Consider the following 18,224-nt stretch of genomic DNA (forward strand, 5'->3'; position numbering starts at 1 on the left):
TAGGGGAATGCGATGAATCGCCTGTCCGAGACCCTTTCCGCCTGCGCCCGCAAACTCGAAGCCCTGCACGCGCGCTATGATGCCGACGCCGGCGTCATCCTGGTCCAGGTCGACCAGATGGCGCGCATCAACAACAGCGCGGGGACGGCAACGGGCGATTCGGTGCTCGAAGAGATCGGGCGGCGGCTCGAAAATTTCGCGAGCGACGAATTCGGGCAGGGATCGTGCGTCGACCGGCTCGACGGCCCGCGCTTCCTGATCGTCCCGTCGACACCGATGTCGCTCGGCGCCCTGCGCGCGCAGGAACGCGCGCTGCATGTCGCGCTGGCCGAACCGATCGTCGGCGATCCGAACGGCCGCCTCTCGATCCGCATCGCGGCGGCGCTAATCACACGTGATGATTCGGTCGCCGAGCAATTGCGTTCTGCGTGCGATCAGCTGGCGCGGCCGGCATCGGCGCGCGACGGGGTGATGGTCCATGCCGCGCTGTCGCAGAACGAGGTCGTGATCCACTACCAGCCGCAATATGACGTCGCGACGGGGGAGATGACGGGGGTCGAGGCGCTGCTGCGCTGGCAGCATCCCGAACTCGGCCTGCTCGGCGCGGGACCGCTGGTGACCGCGGCGCGCGCGGCCCGGCTCGAATGCGAGCTCACCGAACATGCGCACCGCGTCGCGCTCGCCGAAATGGCGAGCTGGCCGAAGGCGCTGGCGAAGCTGCGCGTCTCGCTCAACATCACCGCCGCCGATCTGGGCGATCCCGAATTTGCTGGCCGATTCGCGGCGATGGCAAAGGCGGCGAAGGTCGATCCCGACCGGCTGACGCTCGAGCTGACCGAACAGGCGATGCTGAGCGACCCCGCGAGCGCCGCAGACCAGCTGGCGCAGATCCGCGCGCTTGGCGTCGCGGTCGCGATCGACGATTTCGGCACCGGCTATTCCAGCCTGTCGCTGCTCGCGCGGCTGCCGATCGATTATCTGAAGATCGACAGCGGCTTTACCCGCACGATCGACGGCAGCGACCGCGACCGCATCGTCGTGCGCGCGATCGTCGACCTCGCGCGCGCGCTGGGCCTGCTCGTGGTCGCCGAGGGGATCGAGAATGAGCGCCAGCTTGCCCGATTGACCGAGCTGGGGGTTGCGACCTGGCAGGGGTTTTTGAGGTCGGGGCCGGTGCCGGCGGATCAGTTGCTGGGATTGCTTACCGCTCAAAAATAACTGTGCCCCAGACTTGATCCGAGGTCCATCGTGTGGGCGTGGTTCTTGCCGCAGCGGCGGGAGATGGGCCCCGGCTTTCGCCGGGGTACGGCATTTTCCTAGGCGACCTGCTTCGCCAGTTTCCCCAAACCCTTCGATAGCTGCAGCGCGCCGTTCAATCGTGCGCCGGTGCTCATCCAGTCGCCGCTGATCGACAATTTGTTGTCGGGGCGAATGCGCGCACGGCCCTTCAGCCGTTCGACATAGGCTATGAGGCCGGGGACGTTGGCGAACTGGTCGCCGTGGAAGCTGACGAGCGCGCCCTTGGTCCCGACGTCGAGCTTGGCGATGCCTGCGAGCTTGGCGTTCGCCTTGATCTCCATCAGCTGTACGAGGTTGGCGGTTTCGGGCGGCAATGGGCCGAAGCGGTCGATCATCTCGGCAGCGAACGCATCGAGCGCCGGGCGATCCTGCGCATCGTTGAGGCGGCGATAGAGCGCCATGCGCAGCGGCAGGTCGGGAACATAATCCTCGGGGATCAGGATCGGCGCGTCGACGGTGATCACCGGCGACAGCGCCTCGCGCGGCGGCAGCTTTCCGGCGCCCTCGGCCTTGGCGACCAGAATCGCCTCTTCGAGCATCGACTGGTACAGTTCGAAGCCGACCTCGCGGATATGCCCCGACTGCTCGTCGCCGACGAGATTGCCCGCGCCGCGAATGTCGAGGTCATGGCTCGCGAGCTGAAAGCCCGCACCGAGCGTATCGAGATCGCCGAGCAGCTTGAGCCGTTTTTCGGCAGTGTCCGTGATCGCGCCGCCTTCGAGCGTGGTGAGATAGGCGTAAGCGCGCGTCTTCGACCGCCCGACGCGGCCGCGCAGCTGGTAAAGCTGCGCGAGGCCGAAGCGGTCGGCGCGGTGGACGATGAGGGTGTTCGCGCTCGGAATGTCGAGCCCGCTTTCGACGATCGTGGTCGAGACGAGCACGTCATATTTACGGTCGTAGAAGGCGCTCATCCGCTCCTCGACCTCGCCCGGCGCCATCTGGCCGTGCGCGACGACATATTTGATCTCGGGAACGCGCGTGCGCAGGAATGCCTCGATGTCGGGTAGGTCCTTGATCCGCGGGGTGACGAAGAAGCTCTGCCCGCCGCGGTCATGCTCGCGCAGCAGCGCCTCGCGGATCACGACGGGATCCCATGGCGCGACATAGGTACGCACCGCGAGGCGGTCGACCGGCGGCGTCTGAATAACACTGAGTTCGCGGAGGCCCGACATCGCCATCTGCAGCGTGCGCGGGATCGGCGTCGCGGTGAGGGTCAGCACATGGACGTCGGTCTTGAGCTGCTTCAGCCGCTCCTTGTGGACGACGCCAAAACGCTGTTCCTCGTCGACGATCACGAGGCCGAGATTCTTGAACTCGACCGATTTGGCGATCACCGCATGCGTGCCGACGACGATATCGATCTGTCCGCTCGACAGGCCATCGCGCGTCTTCTGCGCTTCACCCGCGGGGACGAGGCGCGACAGGCGGCCGATGTTGATCGGGAAGCCTTTGAAACGCTCGGCGAAGTTCGTGTAGTGCTGGCGCGCAAGCAGGGTGGTGGGTACGACCACCGCGACCTGCACCCCCGCCATCGCCGCGACGAAGGCGGCGCGCAGCGCGACCTCGGTCTTGCCGAAGCCGACGTCACCGCAGACGAGCCGGTCCATCGGGCGCCCCGACGCCATGTCGGCGAGGACATCGCCGATCGCGCGGTCCTGATCGTCGGTTTCCTGATAGGGGAAGCGGTCGGCGAAGGCCGGATAGGCGGCATCTTGCGCGAGCAATTCGCCCGAACGCAGTGCGCGCTGCGCCGCGGTCGCGAGCAGTTCGCCCGCGATCTCGCGGATGCGCTCCTTCATCCGCGCCTTGCGACGCTGCCATGCTTCGCCGCCCAATTTGTCGAGGCCGACGCCCTCGCTCTCGCCGCCGTAGCGCGAGAGGACGTCGAGGTTTTCTACCGGGACATAGAGCTTGTCGCCGCCCGAATAAGTGAGCGCGACGCAATCGTGCGGGCTGCTCCCGACGGGGATCTGGGTCAGTCCCTCGTAGCGCCCGATGCCGTGGTCGAGGTGGACGACGAGGTCGCCGACGCTGAGCGTCGCAAGTTCGGCGAGGAAGGCGTCGGCGCTCTTGCGGCGTTTCTGGCGGCGGACAAGGCGTTCGCCGAGGATGTCCTGTTCGGTGAGCAGGCTGATCGCGTCGGACGCGAAGCCATGGTCGAGCGGGAGGACGACCATCGCGGTCGCGCCGCCACTTTCCGCCGAGGCGGTGCCGAGCGCATCCTGCCAGCTGTCGGCGGGGGCGAGCGAGGTGACGCCATGGTCGCGCAGCAACCCCGACAGGCGCTCGCGCGCGCCGCCCGAATAGCTGGCGATGATCGTGCGCCGCCCCTTACGGCGCTCGTCCGACAGATGGTCGGCGACCTTGTCGTAGACATTAAGGTCGGCGGTGCGTTCGGGGGTGAAGTCGCGCGCGGCGAAGGTTTCGAGATCGACGACCGTCGCGGCCGGGGGCACATCGAAGGGCGTGACGATATGGATCGGACGAGTAGAAGAGGCTCCGGCCCATTCCTCCTCGGTCAGATAGAGCGTCTCGGGCGCAAGCGGGCGATAGCTGCCGGGCGATTCGCGTTCGGCGGCGACGCGGTTGGCGTGATAATCGGCGATCGCGGCGAAGCGCGTCTCGGCGGTCGCCTCGGTGCGGTGGCCGCGCAGCACCGGGGTTGCCGGGTCGATATGGTCGAACAGCGTCGCGAGCCGTTCCTCGAACAGCGGCAGCCAATGGTCCATGCCCGCCTGCCGCCGCCCTTCGCTGACCGCCTGATAGAGCGGATCGCCGGTCGATTGCCCGCCGAACAGGTCGCGATAGCTGGAGCGGAAGCGCTTGATCGTCGCTTCGTCGAGCAAAGTTTCGGACGCCGGGAGAAGCTGCAATGCCTTCGCGGGGCCAAGGCTGCGCTGGTCGGCAGGGTCGAAGCGGCGGATGCTCTCGATCTCGTCGCCGAAGAAATCGACGCGGAGCCCCGTTTCTTCGCCCGCGGGGAACAGGTCGAGGATGCCGCCGCGCACCGCGAACTCGCCCTGGTCGGCGACGGTATCGACGCGGCTGAAGCCGTTCGACACGAGCAGTTCGGCGAGCGCATCGCGGTCGATCCGCTGCCCCGCTGCGAGCGTCGTCGCGAGCTGGCGGATGCGGAACGGCGTCAGCGTGCGCTGCGTGATCGCGGCGACGGTGGTGAGGATCAGTTCGCCGCGCTTCGGCGGCTGTTGCAGCGCGGAGAGGGTCGCGAGACGGTCGGCGCTGACGCGCATCGACGGACCCGCGCGGTCGTAGGGCAGGCAATCCCATGCCGGGAAGCGGTGGACGATCAGGTCAGGTGCGAAAAACGGCGCCGCGTCGGCGATCGCCTGCATCGCGGTGTCGTCGGTTGCGACATAGACGAGGCGCTTGTCGCTCGCCCGCGCGAGGTCGGCGAGCAGCAACGGCAGGAAGCCATCGGCGGCGCGCGCCAGCGTCAGCGGCACCGACGCCGATCCGATCGCGGCAAAAATGTCGGCGGCGCTTCGGGTCATGGCAGCGGGATATAATCCAGGCGGCGCATCGCGGCGATCATCTCCGGCCGGTCGAGATGCGCGGGCGGCTGACCGGTGCCGAGCGCCCACGCCATGATATCGACATCGTCTTCCTCGACAACGGCTTCGTACCAGCTCAGCTCCTCGTCGCCCCATTCGCTCGCATAGCGGTCGAAGAAGCCGCCGATCATATAATCGGCCTCGCGCGTGCCGCGGTGCCAGGCACGGAATTTCAGGCGTTTGAGGCGGTCTTGCATGGCGGGCCTTGTTTTCTTCTCTCGAATTTCTTCAACGGTCATCCCGAAATCCGTTCGCATCGAGCGAAGTCGAGATGCCCATCGGTCCGGCGCAAACGCGGGGTGTCTCGACTTCGCTCGACACGAACGGAATGTGGGGGCTAGACACGCCCTAGCCATGCGACCCGAGATACTCAATCCGCTCTTTGCCGCGCTCACCGACCTGAAAGGCGTCGGGCCGCAGCTTGCCAAGCCGCTGACGCGGCTGGGGCTAGAGCGCGTCGTCGATGTGCTCTTCCATTTGCCGACGGGACTGATCTCGCGCTTTCCGGTCGACCGGCTCGATCAGGGGCAGGTCGGGCAGGCGATCATCGTCGAGCTGACGGCGCAGGATTATCGCCCCGGCCGATCCCCGCGAGCGCCCTTCGGCGTCGAGGCGTTCGACAGCGCGGGCGACCATGTCCGGCTCGTCTATTTCGGGCGCGCGTCGGGGCTGGCGCGAAAACTTTTTCCCTTGGGCGAGACGCGGCGCGTGTCGGGTCGGCTCGATATGTACGGCGACATGCGCCAGATCGTGCACCCCGACCATGTCGCCGAGCCGGGCGACGAGGACGGCATCGCGGTGCACGAACCCGTCTATCCGCTGACCGAAGGCCTTACCAACGCGCGGTTGTCGCAGCTTGGCGCGGTGGCACTCGAACGGCGGCCAGAGCTTGCCGAATGGATCGATGCGCCCCTGCTCGCGAGCCGGAACTGGCCCGCGTGGAGCGACGCGGTGGCGCGCGCCCACGCCAGCCCGCGCGACGAAGCCGCGCGCGACCGGCTCGCCTACGACGAGATTTTCGCGAGCCAGGTCGCGCTGATGCTGATCCGGCAGGGCCTCCGCACCCGCAAGGGCAGGGCGATCCGTGGCGATGGCCGGCTCACCGACGCGCTGAAGCTGCCGTTCGGGTTGACGGGGGCGCAGGAGCGTGTTGGGCGCGAGATTGCGGGCGATATGGCAGAGGACACGCCGATGCTGCGCATGCTGCAGGGCGATGTCGGCTCGGGCAAGACGCTCGTCGCGCTGCGCGCGATGCTGGCGGCGGTCGAGGCGGGGACGCAGGCGGCGCTGCTCGCCCCGACCGAGATTCTGGCGCGTCAGCATTTTGCGACGTTGCAGCGGATGCTTGGCGGGCTGCCGGTGAACCTCGCGATCCTCACCGGGCGCGACAAGGGCAAGGCGCGTGAATCGACGTTGATGGGCCTCGCCGACGGCAGCATCGATATCCTCGTCGGCACGCACGCGATCTTCCAGCAGGCGGTGACGTACAAGGATCTCGCGCTGGTCGTCGTCGATGAGCAGCATCGCTTCGGCGTCGCGCAGCGATTGATGCTCACCCAAAAGGCGTCGCGCCCGCCGCACCTGCTCGTGATGACCGCGACCCCGATCCCGCGCACGCTGCAACTCGCCAATCATGGCGAAATGGACGTGTCGCAGATCGACGAAATGCCGCCCGGACGCACCCCGATCGATACGCGCGTCATCTCGCTCGATCGGCTCGACGATGTCGTGGACTCGCTCGACCGGCACCTTGCGACGGGCGCTCAGGCCTATTGGGTATGCCCGCTCGTCGCTGAAAGCGAAGGAAGCGAGCTTGCCGCCGCCGAAGATCGCGCGGCGTTGCTCCGCGCGCGGCTGGGCGACCAACGGGTCGGACTGGTGCATGGGCGGATGAAGGGGCCCGAGAAGGATGACGTCATGGCGCGTTTCCAGGCGGGCGAGATCGGGGTGCTCGTCGCGACGACGGTGATCGAGGTCGGGGTCGATGTGCCTGCCGCCAGCCTGATGATCGTCGAGCATGCCGAGAATTTTGGGCTCGCGCAGCTCCACCAGCTGCGCGGGCGGGTCGGGCGCGGCACCGCGAAATCGGTGTGCCTGTTGCTGCGCTCGCAGAATCTGTCCGAAACTGCGCGCGAGCGGCTCGCGTTGATGCGCGATACGAACGACGGTTTCGTGATCGCCGAAAAGGATCTCGAACTGCGCGGCGGGGGCGAATTGCTCGGGCTCAAACAGTCGGGGGATGCCGACTACCGGCTCGCGACCCCCGAACAGCTCGTCCGGCTGCTGCCAGTAGCGCACGATGATGCGCGGCTGTTCGTCGAGCGCGATGGCGGGATGGACGGCGCGCGGGCGGAGGCGGTGCGGCTCTGCCTCTATCTGTTCGAGCGTGATGCGGCGGTGCCGCTGCTCAGGAGCGGTTAGCGATTCCCCTCCCGCTTGCGGGAGGGGCTAGGGGAGGGCATGTTTTCTCCCACACAATTTGCGCAGACAGACCTCCCCCGACCCCTCCCGCAAGCGGGAGGGGAGAAGAAGCCGATCTCTGCTAAATGCTTAGTTCACATCCCCGCGCGCGCCCATGGCGCGGATCATCGGCAGATAATCTTCGACCGAGATTGATTTTTCGAACTGCAAACCCGTCTTGCCGGCGAGCGACCAGACGACCTTCGCCGAGGTGCGGCCGATGATCGGCATGCGGAGCACGACAAGGTCGCCGATCTCCAGCCCGCGTTCGAAGCGCATGAGCATACCGTCGGCGCTGATGTTGACGCAGGTGCACATTTCCTGCCGTCCGTCGGGCATGACGAAGGGCAGGCGGCAATAGACGTCGCTACGCGGAGCGATCCGCTGGTCGAGGCCGACATAATGGGCCTTGCTCGTGTCGATCTTGCGCATATTGGTGGACCTTGTTGATTTTGCCATGACGATCCATCCGATTGCTGAAGAAGTGGTAAACGTTTTTTTGTGCGTTACCGCGTCACAAGGCCATGTTTTTTTGACCCGAGGCTGAGCGGAACGGGATCTGTGCCGGGCTGGATCAGATGTTGCGGGTCGCGAATGACGACGCCGTCGACCTTCACCGCGCCCTCGTCGAGCTTGCGGCGCGCCTCCTTGTTCGACGTCGCGAAGCCCAGTTCGCGCAATGCATCGACGACGCTGATCCCCTCGGCGGGCGCGACGGCCTGCGGAAGGTCGCCACCGACCTGCCCCTTTTCAAAGGTTTGCGTCGCGGTCTCGGCGGCCGCCTTTGAGGCGTCCGCGCCGCGGCACATCGCGGTCGCTTCGTTCGCGAGGATCTTCTTCGCCTCGTTGATCTCCGCGCCCTCAAGCGCTTCGAGCCGCGCGATCTCTTCAAGCGGCAGGTCGGTGAACAGCTTCAGGAACTTGCCGACGTCGCGGTCGTCGGTGTTGCGCCAGAACTGCCAATAGTCAAAATGGGACAGTTGTTCGGGATTAAGCCACACCGCGCCGGCGGCGGTTTTGCCCATTTTTGTTCCCGCAGCGGTGGTCAGCAGCGGAGTCGTGAGGCCATAGAGGTCGGCGCCGTCCATGCGGCGGCCAAGCTCCATCCCGTTGACGATATTGCCCCACTGGTCCGACCCGCCCATCTGGAGCCGCACGCCGCGCTCCTTCGACAGATGGCGGAAATCATAGCCCTGCAGGATCATGTAATTGAATTCGAGGAAGGTCATCGGCTGTTCGCGCTCGAGCCGCAGCTTGACCGAATCGAAGGTCATCATGCGGTTGATTGTGAAGTGCGTTCCGACTTCCTGGAGCAGTTCGATATAACCGAGCTGGCCGAGCCAGTCCTGGTTGTCGACCATCACCGCGTCGGTCGGGCCGTCGCCGAAGGTCAGATATTGCTGGAAGATGCTGAAGATCGACGCGATATTCGCGGCGATCGTTTCGTCCGACAGCATCTTGCGGCTTTCGTCGCGGCCGGTCGGGTCGCCGATCCGCGTCGTTCCGCCACCCATCAGTACGACGGGCTTGTGCCCCGTCTGTTGCAGGCGGCGCAGCATCATAATCTGAACGAGGCTGCCGACGTGCAGCGACGGCGCGGTTGCGTCGAAGCCGATATATCCGGGGACGACCTGTTTCGCGGCGAGCGCATCGAGCCCTTCCGCGTCGGTCGTCTGATGGATATAGCCTCGCTCGTCGAGGAGGCGCAGCAGGTCGGATTTGTAACTGGTCATAGCGGGCGGGCGCTTAGCATGGGGTTTGATATTTGGATAGCATGCGCAGGGAATTGATCTGTCATCCCGGTACGCCGGGCAAGGCCGTGCGCGCCGTTGCGGTCGAAGTGTCGCTGTCGTTCGACGACGGTTTCGCGTTGCGCTTCATCGTCGATGGCGCGACCGCGGCGCTCGTGCTGCCCGACGGGCAAGGCGAGCTTGTGATCGCCGACAGTGCGACCGATGGCCTTTGGGAAAGTACTTGCTTTGAGGCGTTCCTGACCGAGGACGGCGAGCCCGATTACACCGAGTTCAATTACTCGCCCGATGGCCGCTGGGCCTGTTACCAGTTCGACGATTATCGATCGCTGCTGCGGACCGACGATCTCGCGCCGTGGGAAATGGCGGCGGAGAAGGGCGATCAGAGCTATGCGCTGCGCGTCGAGCCGGGCATCTTTCCCGACAATGGCGCCAAACTCGCGCTGTCGGCGGTGATCGAGGAACTGGACGGCACCAAAAGCTATTGGGCGCTCGCGCACCCACCGGGCAAGCCTGACTTCCATCATCCCGATTGCTTTGCGCTCACGCTTGGGGCACCCGACGCGGCATGACTGTTCACTTCGGCATCGACCGCCTGCTCGCCGACCCGGCGCTTCGCAAACCGCTCGAAGGAAAGCGCGTCGCGCTGCTCGCGCACCCCGCCTCGGTCACCGCCGACCTGACGCACAGCCTCGACGCGCTCGTCGCTTCGGGGCTCGACATAACCGCGGTGTTCGGGCCGCAGCATGGCGTGCGCGGCGACCTTCAGGACAATATGATGGAGTCGCCCGACTTCACCGATCTAACCTATGGCATGCCGGTGTTCAGCCTCTATGGCGAGGTGCGCCGCCCGTCGGGCCAGTCGATGCACACCTTCGACGTGATCCTGGTCGACCTGCAGGACCTCGGCTGCCGTATCTACACCTATGTGACGACGTTGCTCTACATCCTCGAAGCCGCGGCGCAGCATGGCAAGGCCGTGTGGGTGCTCGACCGCCCGAACCCAGCGGGGCGCCCGGTCGAGGGCACGCGGCTTCTGCCCGGCTGGGAAAGCTTTGTCGGCGCGGGGCCGATGGTGATGCGTCATGGCCTCACGATGGGCGAGATCGGGCACTGGTTCATCCGTCACTTCAATCTCGACGTCGACTATCGCGTCATCGCGATGGACGGATGGGACCCGAAAGGCTCCGGCTTCGGCTGGCCGGAGGGCCGCGTGTGGATCAACCCCAGCCCCAACGCCGCGAACGTCAATATGGCGCGCGCTTATGCCGGCACCGTGATGGTCGAGGGTGCGACCTTGAGCGAGGGCAGAGGCACTACACGCCCGCTCGAACTGTTCGGCGCGCCCGACATCGACGCCAAGGCGGTGATCGCCGAGATGCAGCGGCTGGCGCCCCAATGGCTCGGCGGGTGCAAGCTCCGCGACATCTGGTTCCAGCCTACCTTTCACAAGCATGTCGGCCAGCTCAACAGCGGCGTCCATATCCACGCCGACGGGCCGTGGTACGACGACGCGGCATTCCAGCCGTGGCGCGTGCAGGCGCTGGGGTTCAAGGCGATCCGCGGCCTCTATCCGGACTATCCGATCTGGCGCGGCAAGGATTTCAAATATGAATATACCGACGATGTGCTCGCGATCGACGTGATCAACGGCGGTCCGGGCCTGCGCGAGTGGGTCGACGATGCGGGCGCGACAGCGGATGATCTCGATGCGCTGGCGCTGCCCGATGAGGCGGCGTGGCGCGAGGAAATCGCCGATCTGCTAATCTACTGACGAAAGGGATGATGATGCACCGAAGGCAATTCCTCGGCACCGCGGCAATTGGCGGGCTGGCAGCGGCTTTGCCCGCGCCGGTGTTCGCTGCCGATACCGCCGGCCTTCCCAATCTCGCCGCGAAGGCTGTCCCGATTGGCAAGGCAGAACGCATGGCGCGGATCGCCAAGGCGAAGGAACTGATGCGCGCGAACGATATCGGCGCCCTGCTGATCGAGCCGGGGTCGAGCCTCATCTATTTCACCGGGGTCGAATGGTGGCGCAGCGAGCGGCTGACCGCGGCGGTGCTGACGCGCGAAGGCGAGTTCGCGGTCGTTACGCCATTTTTCGAAGAACCATCGGTGCGCGAGAGTCTGGGCGTCGACGCCGACGTGCTGACGTGGAACGAGGATGAGAACCCGCTCGCGGCGGTCGCGGCGTGGCTCGGCAAGCGCGGGCTGACCAAGGGCAAGATCGGCGTCGAGGAAACAGTGCGCTATTTCGCGGTCGATGGCCTCGAAAAGGCAATGCCCGGCGCGCAGGTGGTCAACGGCGCGCCGGTCGTGCGCGGCTGCCGGATGCACAAGTCACCGGCCGAAATCGCGCTGATGCAGATCGCCGCCGACATCACGCTCGCCGCCTACCGCCACACCGCGCCGCGGGTCGAGGCGGGAATGACCCCCGCCGACATCGGGGCAATTATGAAGGCCGCGACCATCGCGCTCGGCGGCAAGAGCGAGTTCGAGCTGATCCTGCTCGGCGAGGCGAGCGCCTATCCGCACGGCAGCGGCAAGCCACAGGCGGTTAAGAGCGGCGAGGTCGTGCTCATGGACTGCGGTGCGACGGTGCATGGCTATCAATCCGATATTTCGCGCAGCTTTGTTTATGGCAAGGCGACGGCGCGCCAGCGGCAGGTGTGGGACCAGATGCGCAAGGGACAGGATGTCGCTTTCGCCGCGGCAAAGCTCGGCACGCCCGCGGGTCAGGTCGATGACGCGGTGCGCGCCTATTATGAGAGTCTCGGCTGGGGACCTGGCTACAAGCTTCCCGGCACGTCGCACCGCACCGGCCACGGCATCGGGCTCGATGGGCACGAGCCGGTCAACCTAGTGCGCGGCGAAACGACGAAGCTCGCGCCCGGCATGTGCTTCTCGAACGAACCCGGCATCTACATTCCCGGCGAGTTCGGCATAAGGCTGGAGGACTGTTTCTACATGACCGACAGCGGGCCGAAGTGGTTCAGCGAGCCGCCGCCGTCGATCGACAAGCCGTTCGGTTAATCGGGCGTCCTCGGCCGCTGGACCAAGCTGACGAGCACGAACGAGATGATCATCAACAAATACCAGCTGCCGAGCTTTTCGAGCCCGACCATGTGCCAGCCATCGTTCTGGCTCGGATAGGTCCAGGCGCGCGCGAAAGTGCCGATATTCTCGGCGAACCAGATGAACAGCGCGACGAGCCCCCAGCCGACGAGCAGCGGCATGCGGCGGTGGATGTGGAGCGGCCGGAACCACACCTGACAGCGCCAGAAGAGCAGCGCGGTCGCGGCAAAGAGGAACCAGCGGATATCGTACACCCAATGGTGCGCGAAAAAATTGACGTAGATCGCGGCCGCGAGGGTGTAGCTTGCCCACGCAGGCGGATAGCCCGAATAGCGGAAGTCGAAGATGCGCCAGACGCGGGCGATATAGCTGCCGACCGCGGCGTACATGAAGCCCGAGAAGAGCGGCACCGCGCCGATGTGGAGCAGGCTCGCCTCGGGATATTGCCACGACCCCGCGGCGGTCTTGAACAGCTCCATCACCGTGCCGACGATGTGGAAGATCAGGATGACGAGCGCCTCTTTCGGCGTCTCGAGCCGGAAGGCGAGCATGCCGAGCTGGATCAGCACCGCACCGATGGTGATCGCGTCATAGCGGTGGAGCGGCGCATCGTCGGGCCAGAAGAGATGCGTGCCGAGCAAGAGCGCGAGCATTAGGCCGCCGAACAGGCATGCCCATCCCTGCTTGAAGCCGAAGACGAGAAATTCGAGAAACCAGCCGCGCGGCCCGGGTGTTACCGCCATCGCCTCCAGCCGCCCTCGGACGGCATGGAAGCGGCTGTGGCCGCGCTGCGTGTCAGACATGCACGGCGACGTAAGCGATCAGCAGCGCGGCGGGCAGCAGCAGCGCCTGCGCCAGGACCGTGCCCGCTAGGCGGCTCAGCGAAATCAGCGTGATCGCGCGGCGGAAGTCGGCCTCGTCGACTTTGCCCTCGACCGCATCGTCGGTCATCACCGACAATTGCGGGTCGATGAAGGCGAAGAGCAGGATCGTCGCGAAACCGTTGATCAGCGCCGAGAGCTGCGACGCGGTGACGCGAAATTCGGGGGCGAGATAGCCGGCGTAGAGCGACGCGACGACGCCGACCGCCAATAGGGATTGCGCGAGGCAGTTCGCGATGAGCACGCCCCAGCCGATCCCCTTTGGCATCCGCCAGCCCTTGAGGTGCGACAGGCTGGGCAAGGTCAGCGACCGGCCCAAGGTGCGCAGGCCGCTCGGGCTCGCGGCCTTGAGCGCGAGCTTCGTCGTCGATCGGTTGTTCTGATACCAGCCGATGGCGGCGGCGAACATGCGCTGGCCGGTCGGCACCAGCAGGATGCCGATCAAGGTCGCGACGCTCGCCGCGGCGAGCACGAGCTGCATGTCGATGAAGAGCTGGGCGCCGCTGCCGTCGTGGATGCGCGTCTCGATCCGCTTGGCGAGGAAGGGGCCGAGGAAGCTGTTCGAGGTGCGCGAAAAGAGCACGAGGATGTTGAACAGCGCGAACGACATCGCGATGCGCCGTGTGCGGACGCCGGCGATGCGCGCGGCATAGGCAAGCGCGCCGATCAGGTTGATGAAGCCGGTGAGGAGCAGGATGGTGACGAGGGGGAGGTCGATCATCTTCGGGGATTAGCCGGAGGGGCTGGTGATTTCGAGCGATTTCACTCGGAGTCGTCGATCGGCATTTCGGCCGGGACGAACTGGCCCGTGCCCGGGTCGCGCTCGAAGGCATTTCCGACCGGTTCGTCGATCAGGTGCAGCCAGCTATCGTCGCGGTTCAGCACCGCGCCGAGCGCAACATAGCTGAAAGGCGGACTGCTGCTCTCAATGTCGGACAACTCGGGCGGGTCACTCTCGATCCGCCAGCCGCTGTCGGGAAACTTATCACCCTCGCGCGGCGGTTCGGGTTCTTCGCGATACAGAAACTCGACCTTTCGCCGGCCGTCGAGGATCGCATTGTCGACGAAACAGCGGTCCCAATAGTCGCGGCTGCGGGGGGAGGGCGGCGGCGGTGTGACGCAATCATCGTCCCATATGATATCGATGATGTGGTCGCGACAGAAATTTATGCGGTCGCCGGCCTTGAGCTGCGGCATGTCGCTTGGTTCATTGTCGAGCGTCCCGGCCATATTCGCGCCATCGGCGTCGGTCACGATGACCCACATGCGCTCGGTTTCCCATTCACCGGCCGGAATCGACCGGAACAACAGCTTGACGAGGTCGCCAGGCGCGACCGCGAGCAGCTCATTCTCTGACGGAAGTTCGAAAGTATAGGGTGATCCCGCGGCAATCGGCCGCGGATCCTTGATTTGGTAACGGCCGAACCAGCGCTGATATTGCCGGCGAAGCGTCATGCGCCGCGTCAATGCTTTCGCGTCAGCTCGCGCATCGCATCGTCCAGCCCGGCGAGGCTGAGCGGATACATGCGGTCGTTCATCAGCTGTTTGATCAGCTTCACCGACTGGGTGTAGCCCCAATGCGCCTCGGGCACCGGGTTGAGCCACACCGCGGCGGGATAGACATGCGTGATCCGCTGGAGCCAGACCGCGCCCGATTCCTCGTTGAAATGTTCGACGCTGCCGCCCGGATGGGTGATTTCATAAGCGCTCATCGACGCATCGCCGACAAAGATCACTTTATAATCATGGCCATATTTGTGGAGGATGTCCCACATCTGGTGGCGTTCGGACCAGCGGCGCTTATTGTCCTTCCACACGCCTTCGTACGGGCAATTGTGGAAATAGAAGAATTCGAGATTCTTGAACTCGGTCGTCGCGGCGCTGAACAATTCTTCGCAGAGCTTGATGAACGGGTCCATCGATCCGCCGACGTCGAGGAAGAGCAGCAGCTTCACCGCGTTGCGCCGTTCGGGGCGCATCTTGATATCGAGCCAGCCCTGCCGCGCGGTGCCGTCGATCGTGCCCAGAATATCGAGCTCGTCGGCCGCGCCCTCGCGCGCGAATTTGCGCAGGCGGCGGAGCGCGATCTTGATGTTGCGGGTGCCGAGTTCCTTGGTGTTGTCGAGGTTCTGGAACTCGCGCTTTTCCCAGACCTTCAGCGCGCGCTTGTGCTTGCTCTCGCCGCCGATCCGAACACCTTCGGGATTATAGCCCGAATTGCCGAAGGGCGAGGTGCCGCCGGTGCCGATCCACTTGCTGCCGCCCTCGTGGCGTTTCTGCTGTTCCTCGAGCCGCTCTTTCAGCGTCTCCATGATCTTGTCCCAGTCGCCGAGCGACTCGATCGCCGCCATTTCTTCTGGCGTCAAAAATTTCTCGGCGACCGCCTTCAGCCAGTCGGCGGGGACGTCGACCGGGTTCTGACCATAGTCGGAGATGATGCCCTTGAAGACCTTGTTGAACACCTGGTCGAAACGGTCGAGCAGGCCCTCGTCCTTCACATAGATCGCGCGGCTGAGGTAATAGAATTGCTCGGGGCTGCGGTCGATCACTTCGCGGTCGAGCGCCTCCAGCAGCATCAGATGCTCTTTCAGGCTGGCGGGAATACCCGCGGCGCGAAGCTCGTCGAGAAAGCCGAAAAACATGGCGCAGGCGTATCGCGTTCGGGCGCGGCGCGCAACTTACTTTACGTTCGCGTAAAGTGCCGCGGGTTGACCCCGCGTTAACCATTGTCGGGCATAGCATCGCGATCAATTTGATGTGGGTGGCGCAATGAAATTCGATCCGATCAATCCGGCGGCGCAGATACTCGACCAGTCGGTCGCGAGCGACTGCGGCGAACTCGCCGTTGGGTGCAGCGACGCCGCGGGCCGCATCGAGCGGGCGACCGACCAGATGGAACGCCAGATCGCCGAACTCGGCCGGCTTGAGGAATATGTCGTCAGCCTCGAGGCCGACCAGCGCCAGATCGCCGATTCGACCGACGAGGCGAAGTTGCTCTCGGCGCGCGCATGCGAACAGCTCGACACCGGCGCTGAGCGCGTCAACGCCGCGGTCAGTGAATTCCGCTCGGTCATCGACCTCATTGCGCGGCTCGGGACGCATGTTACCAATTTCGCCGCCGTGATGGAGCAGGTGCAGCAGGTCAGCCAGTCGATCGAACAGATTGCCAAAACGACGAACATGCTGGCGCTCAATGCCGCGATCGAGGCCGAACGCGCCGGCGATGCCGGGCGCACCTTCGCCGTCGTCGCCGCCGAGGTGAAGAAGCTGGCACAAAACACGCGCGGCGCGACCGACGAGATCCGCCGCAGCATCGGCAGCCTCGCCGCCGAGGCGAGCGGGCTTGTGACCGAAATCCAGTCGGGGGTCGAACAATCGAGCCGCGCCGAGGCGCAGTTCGAAACGATCACCGACGCGCTGCACGACGCGACGCACCTCGTCGCGCTGCTCGACGACCAGAGCGACCGCATCGCGCAATCGAGCGCGATGGTGCATGCCAATGGCGCGAAGGTGCGCGACGCGCTCGACAGCGTCGTTACCTCGGTTCGCGACAATAGTTCGACCCTGGTGGGCACGCGCGATTCGATCCTGTCGATGGAGCATGTGTCGAACCGCATGTTCAACGCGGTGATCTCGGCGGGGGTCAGTCCGCAGGATTCGGCGATCGTCGCCTTGGCGGCGAAGGTGCGCGATGAATTCGTCGGGCTGGCCGAAGCCGCTGTTGCGCGCGGCGAGCTGTCGATGGAACAGCTCTTCGACACCGATTATGTCCGCGTCCCGAATTCCAACCCCGAACGTTTTCGCACGACGCTCAGCGACTGGGCCGACGCGCACTGGCGTCCGCTGTTCGATCGCATCGTGGCGCAGCATCCCGAGATCAAGATGTCGTCGGCGGGCGACATGAACGGCTTTCTGCCGACGCATATCACCGAATGTTCGCGCGCGCCGACCGGCGACCTCGAGCATGACACCGCGCATTGTCGCAATGGCCGCATCCTGTACGACGCGACCGACGCTGCGGCGAAGCGCAGCACTGCGCCCCTTTTTATGACGGTCTATCGGCAAGAAGGCGACGGCATCAATTATGTGACCGTGCGCAACGTCTATATGCCCGCGATCATCAACGGCCGCCGCTGGGGCGATGTCGAGGTCGCGTATCAGTTATAGAGATTGATCCTCCCTGTCGCGAAGCGATGGGGAGGGGGACCGCGCCCATCGGGGGCGTGGTGGAGGGGTGGCGTGGCGACGTCGCGCTAATACCCCTCCGTCAGCGCTTCGCGCTGCCACCTCCCCATGCCTTCGGCACAGGGAGGACATTGAGGCCTAACTTCCCTGACGGCGCGCCATGAACGCCAGCTTTTCGAACAGCATCACGTCCTGTTCATTCTTGAGCAACGCGCCGTGGAGCGGCGGGATCGCCTTGCCGACGTCGCGGTTCTGCAGGACTTCGAGCGGCATGTCTTCATTCAGAAGCAGCTTGAGCCAGTCGATCAGCTCGCTCGTCGACGGCTTTTTCTTGAGGCCCGGCACGTCGCGAACCTCGTAGAAGATGTCCATCGCGCGGCTGACGAGCGTCTTCTGGATGCCCGGGAAATGGACCTCGACGATTTCGGCCATCGTATCGCGGTCGGGGAATTTGATATAGTGGAAGAAACAGCGGCGCAGGAAGGCGTCGGGCAGTTCCTTTTCATTGTTCGAAGTGATGACGACGATCGGGCGTTCCTTCGCGGTCACCGCCTCGTCGGTCTCATAGACATGGAACGCCATGCGATCGAGTTCCTGGAGCAGGTCGTTCGGGAATTCGATGTCGGCCTTGTCGATTTCGTCGATCAGTAGCACGGGCAGCTTGGGCGAGGTGAACGCCTCCCACAATTTGCCCTTGCGGATATAGTTGCGGATGTCGTGGACGCGCTCTTCGCCGAGCTGGCCGTCGCGCAGGCGCGCGACCGCATCATATTCGTACAGGCCCTGTTGGGCTTTCGTGGTCGATTTGATGTTCCACGTGATCAGCGGCGCGTCGAACGCTTTCGCGATTTCCTCGGCGAGCACGGTCTTGCCGGTGCCGGGTTCGCCCTTCACGAGCAGCGGACGGCGCAGCAAGGTCGCGGCGTTGACCGCGACCTTCAGGTCGTCGGTGGCGATATAGGCGCTGGTGCCTTCGAAACGCATCGGCTCTTTCCCTTAAC

15 protein-coding genes are annotated in these 18,224 nt (G+C 65.0%); 6 read left to right on the forward strand and 9 right to left on the reverse strand.

Annotation, left to right across the window (positions count from 1 at the left end; genetic code table 11):
* The first annotated feature begins 12 nt into the window (after window positions 1-12).
* Entirely contained in the window at window positions 13-1,218 is a 1,206-nt protein-coding gene (locus V8J55_RS18090; protein WP_336446998.1) for a GGDEF domain-containing phosphodiesterase, read from the forward strand.
* A gap of 98 nt (window positions 1,219-1,316) precedes the next feature.
* On the opposite strand, the gene mfd is transcribed toward V8J55_RS18090, so the two are convergent.
* Complete coding sequence (gene mfd / locus V8J55_RS18095) at window positions 1,317-4,811, reverse strand: transcription-repair coupling factor (RefSeq protein WP_336446999.1); 3,495 nt, start codon at window positions 4,809-4,811, stop codon at window positions 1,317-1,319.
* Window positions 4,808-5,068: a succinate dehydrogenase assembly factor 2 gene (locus tag V8J55_RS18100; RefSeq protein ID WP_336447000.1), complete on the reverse strand. Its 261-nt coding sequence runs from the start codon at window positions 5,066-5,068 to the stop codon at window positions 4,808-4,810. The genes mfd and V8J55_RS18100 overlap by 4 nt, the downstream gene beginning before the upstream one ends.
* A gap of 157 nt (window positions 5,069-5,225) precedes the next feature.
* Between V8J55_RS18100 and recG the strand changes: the two genes are divergently transcribed.
* Entirely contained in the window at window positions 5,226-7,292 is a 2,067-nt protein-coding gene (recG, locus tag V8J55_RS18105) for an ATP-dependent DNA helicase RecG (protein WP_336447001.1), read from the forward strand.
* A 129-nt stretch (window positions 7,293-7,421) separates the two neighbouring features.
* On the opposite strand, the gene V8J55_RS18110 is transcribed toward recG, so the two are convergent.
* Together V8J55_RS18110 and tyrS are read right to left on the reverse strand one after the other, a co-directional pair.
* Window positions 7,422-7,763, reverse strand: coding sequence for a PilZ domain-containing protein (locus V8J55_RS18110; protein ID WP_037516333.1), 342 nt, complete (start codon window positions 7,761-7,763; stop codon window positions 7,422-7,424).
* A 74-nt stretch (window positions 7,764-7,837) separates the two neighbouring features.
* Window positions 7,838-9,064, reverse strand: a complete 1,227-nt coding sequence (gene tyrS / locus V8J55_RS18115; RefSeq protein WP_336447002.1) for a tyrosine--tRNA ligase — start codon at window positions 9,062-9,064, stop codon at window positions 7,838-7,840.
* Window positions 9,065-9,117: 53 nt separating this feature from the next.
* Here tyrS and V8J55_RS18120 point away from each other — a divergent pair, with 53 nt between their 5' ends.
* Genes V8J55_RS18120 through V8J55_RS18130 form a run of 3 tightly spaced genes read left to right on the forward strand, consistent with a single transcriptional unit; the run spans window position 9,118 to window position 12,115 of the window.
* Window positions 9,118-9,654, forward strand: coding sequence for a DOMON-like domain-containing protein (locus V8J55_RS18120; protein WP_336447003.1), 537 nt, complete (start codon window positions 9,118-9,120; stop codon window positions 9,652-9,654).
* Window positions 9,651-10,856, forward strand: coding sequence for an exo-beta-N-acetylmuramidase NamZ family protein (locus tag V8J55_RS18125; protein WP_336447004.1), 1,206 nt, complete (start codon window positions 9,651-9,653; stop codon window positions 10,854-10,856). Before V8J55_RS18120 ends, V8J55_RS18125 begins: the two co-directional genes overlap by 4 nt.
* Before the next feature lie 8 nt (window positions 10,857-10,864).
* Window positions 10,865-12,115 (forward strand): M24 family metallopeptidase, encoded by a 1,251-nt coding sequence (locus V8J55_RS18130; RefSeq protein WP_336447005.1) that lies wholly within the window; start codon window positions 10,865-10,867, stop codon window positions 12,113-12,115.
* On the opposite strand, the gene V8J55_RS18135 is transcribed toward V8J55_RS18130, so the two are convergent.
* From V8J55_RS18135 to V8J55_RS18150, 4 genes are read right to left on the reverse strand one after another with little or no spacing between them, the layout of a single operon-like run.
* Entirely contained in the window at window positions 12,112-12,960 is an 849-nt protein-coding gene (locus V8J55_RS18135; protein ID WP_336447006.1) for a DUF817 domain-containing protein, read from the reverse strand. The genes V8J55_RS18130 and V8J55_RS18135 overlap by 4 nt on opposite strands.
* Entirely contained in the window at window positions 12,953-13,759 is an 807-nt protein-coding gene (locus V8J55_RS18140) for a lipid II flippase Amj family protein (RefSeq protein WP_336447007.1), read from the reverse strand. Before V8J55_RS18140 ends, V8J55_RS18135 begins: the two co-directional genes overlap by 8 nt.
* A 41-nt stretch (window positions 13,760-13,800) precedes the next feature.
* Complete coding sequence (locus tag V8J55_RS18145) at window positions 13,801-14,493, reverse strand: immunity protein Imm33 domain-containing protein (RefSeq protein WP_336447008.1); 693 nt, start codon at window positions 14,491-14,493, stop codon at window positions 13,801-13,803.
* Window positions 14,494-14,501: 8 nt separating this feature from the next.
* Window positions 14,502-15,680, reverse strand: coding sequence for a vWA domain-containing protein (locus tag V8J55_RS18150; protein WP_336447009.1), 1,179 nt, complete (start codon window positions 15,678-15,680; stop codon window positions 14,502-14,504).
* Window positions 15,681-15,807: 127 nt separating this feature from the next.
* Here V8J55_RS18150 and V8J55_RS18155 point away from each other — a divergent pair, with 127 nt between their 5' ends.
* The gene (locus V8J55_RS18155; RefSeq protein WP_336447010.1) at window positions 15,808-17,205 is read left to right on the forward strand and encodes a methyl-accepting chemotaxis protein; all 1,398 of its coding nucleotides are present in this window, start codon (window positions 15,808-15,810) and stop codon (window positions 17,203-17,205) included.
* A 156-nt stretch (window positions 17,206-17,361) separates the two neighbouring features.
* Here the strand turns inward: V8J55_RS18155 and V8J55_RS18160 are convergent, their stop codons facing one another.
* Window positions 17,362-18,207 carry an AAA family ATPase gene (locus V8J55_RS18160; RefSeq protein ID WP_336447011.1) on the reverse strand — a complete coding sequence of 282 codons (846 nt, stop codon included), beginning with the start codon at window positions 18,205-18,207 and terminating at the stop codon, window positions 17,362-17,364.
* Between the last annotated feature and the right edge of the window lie 17 nt (window positions 18,208-18,224).

Origin of the sequence: Sphingopyxis sp. CCNWLW2 (assembly GCF_037095755.1) — a bacterium.
Classification (GTDB): Bacteria; Pseudomonadota; Alphaproteobacteria; order Sphingomonadales; family Sphingomonadaceae; genus Sphingopyxis.

Bases quoted from the DNA above. Each gene is read 5' to 3' on its own strand.
- mfd (WP_336446999.1), bottom strand. From the start codon at position 4,811: ATGACCCGAAGCGCCGCCGACATTTTTGCCGCGATCGGATCGGCGTCG.
- tyrS (WP_336447002.1), bottom strand. From the start codon at position 9,064: ATGACCAGTTACAAATCCGACCTGCTGCGCCTCCTCGACGAGCGAGGC.
- V8J55_RS18100 (WP_336447000.1), bottom strand. From the start codon at position 5,068: ATGCAAGACCGCCTCAAACGCCTGAAATTCCGTGCCTGGCACCGCGGC.
- V8J55_RS18145 (WP_336447008.1), bottom strand. From the start codon at position 14,493: ATGACGCTTCGCCGGCAATATCAGCGCTGGTTCGGCCGTTACCAAATC.
- V8J55_RS18125 (WP_336447004.1), top strand. From the start codon at position 9,651: ATGACTGTTCACTTCGGCATCGACCGCCTGCTCGCCGACCCGGCGCTT.
- V8J55_RS18130 (WP_336447005.1), top strand. From the start codon at position 10,865: ATGATGATGCACCGAAGGCAATTCCTCGGCACCGCGGCAATTGGCGGG.
- V8J55_RS18140 (WP_336447007.1), bottom strand. From the start codon at position 13,759: ATGATCGACCTCCCCCTCGTCACCATCCTGCTCCTCACCGGCTTCATC.
- V8J55_RS18155 (WP_336447010.1), top strand. From the start codon at position 15,808: ATGAAATTCGATCCGATCAATCCGGCGGCGCAGATACTCGACCAGTCG.
- V8J55_RS18160 (WP_336447011.1), bottom strand. From the start codon at position 18,207: ATGCGTTTCGAAGGCACCAGCGCCTATATCGCCACCGACGACCTGAAG.
- V8J55_RS18135 (WP_336447006.1), bottom strand. From the start codon at position 12,960: ATGTCTGACACGCAGCGCGGCCACAGCCGCTTCCATGCCGTCCGAGGG.
- V8J55_RS18150 (WP_336447009.1), bottom strand. From the start codon at position 15,680: ATGTTTTTCGGCTTTCTCGACGAGCTTCGCGCCGCGGGTATTCCCGCC.
- recG (WP_336447001.1), top strand. From the start codon at position 5,226: ATGCGACCCGAGATACTCAATCCGCTCTTTGCCGCGCTCACCGACCTG.
- V8J55_RS18090 (WP_336446998.1), top strand. From the start codon at position 13: ATGAATCGCCTGTCCGAGACCCTTTCCGCCTGCGCCCGCAAACTCGAA.
- V8J55_RS18110 (WP_037516333.1), bottom strand. From the start codon at position 7,763: ATGCGCAAGATCGACACGAGCAAGGCCCATTATGTCGGCCTCGACCAG.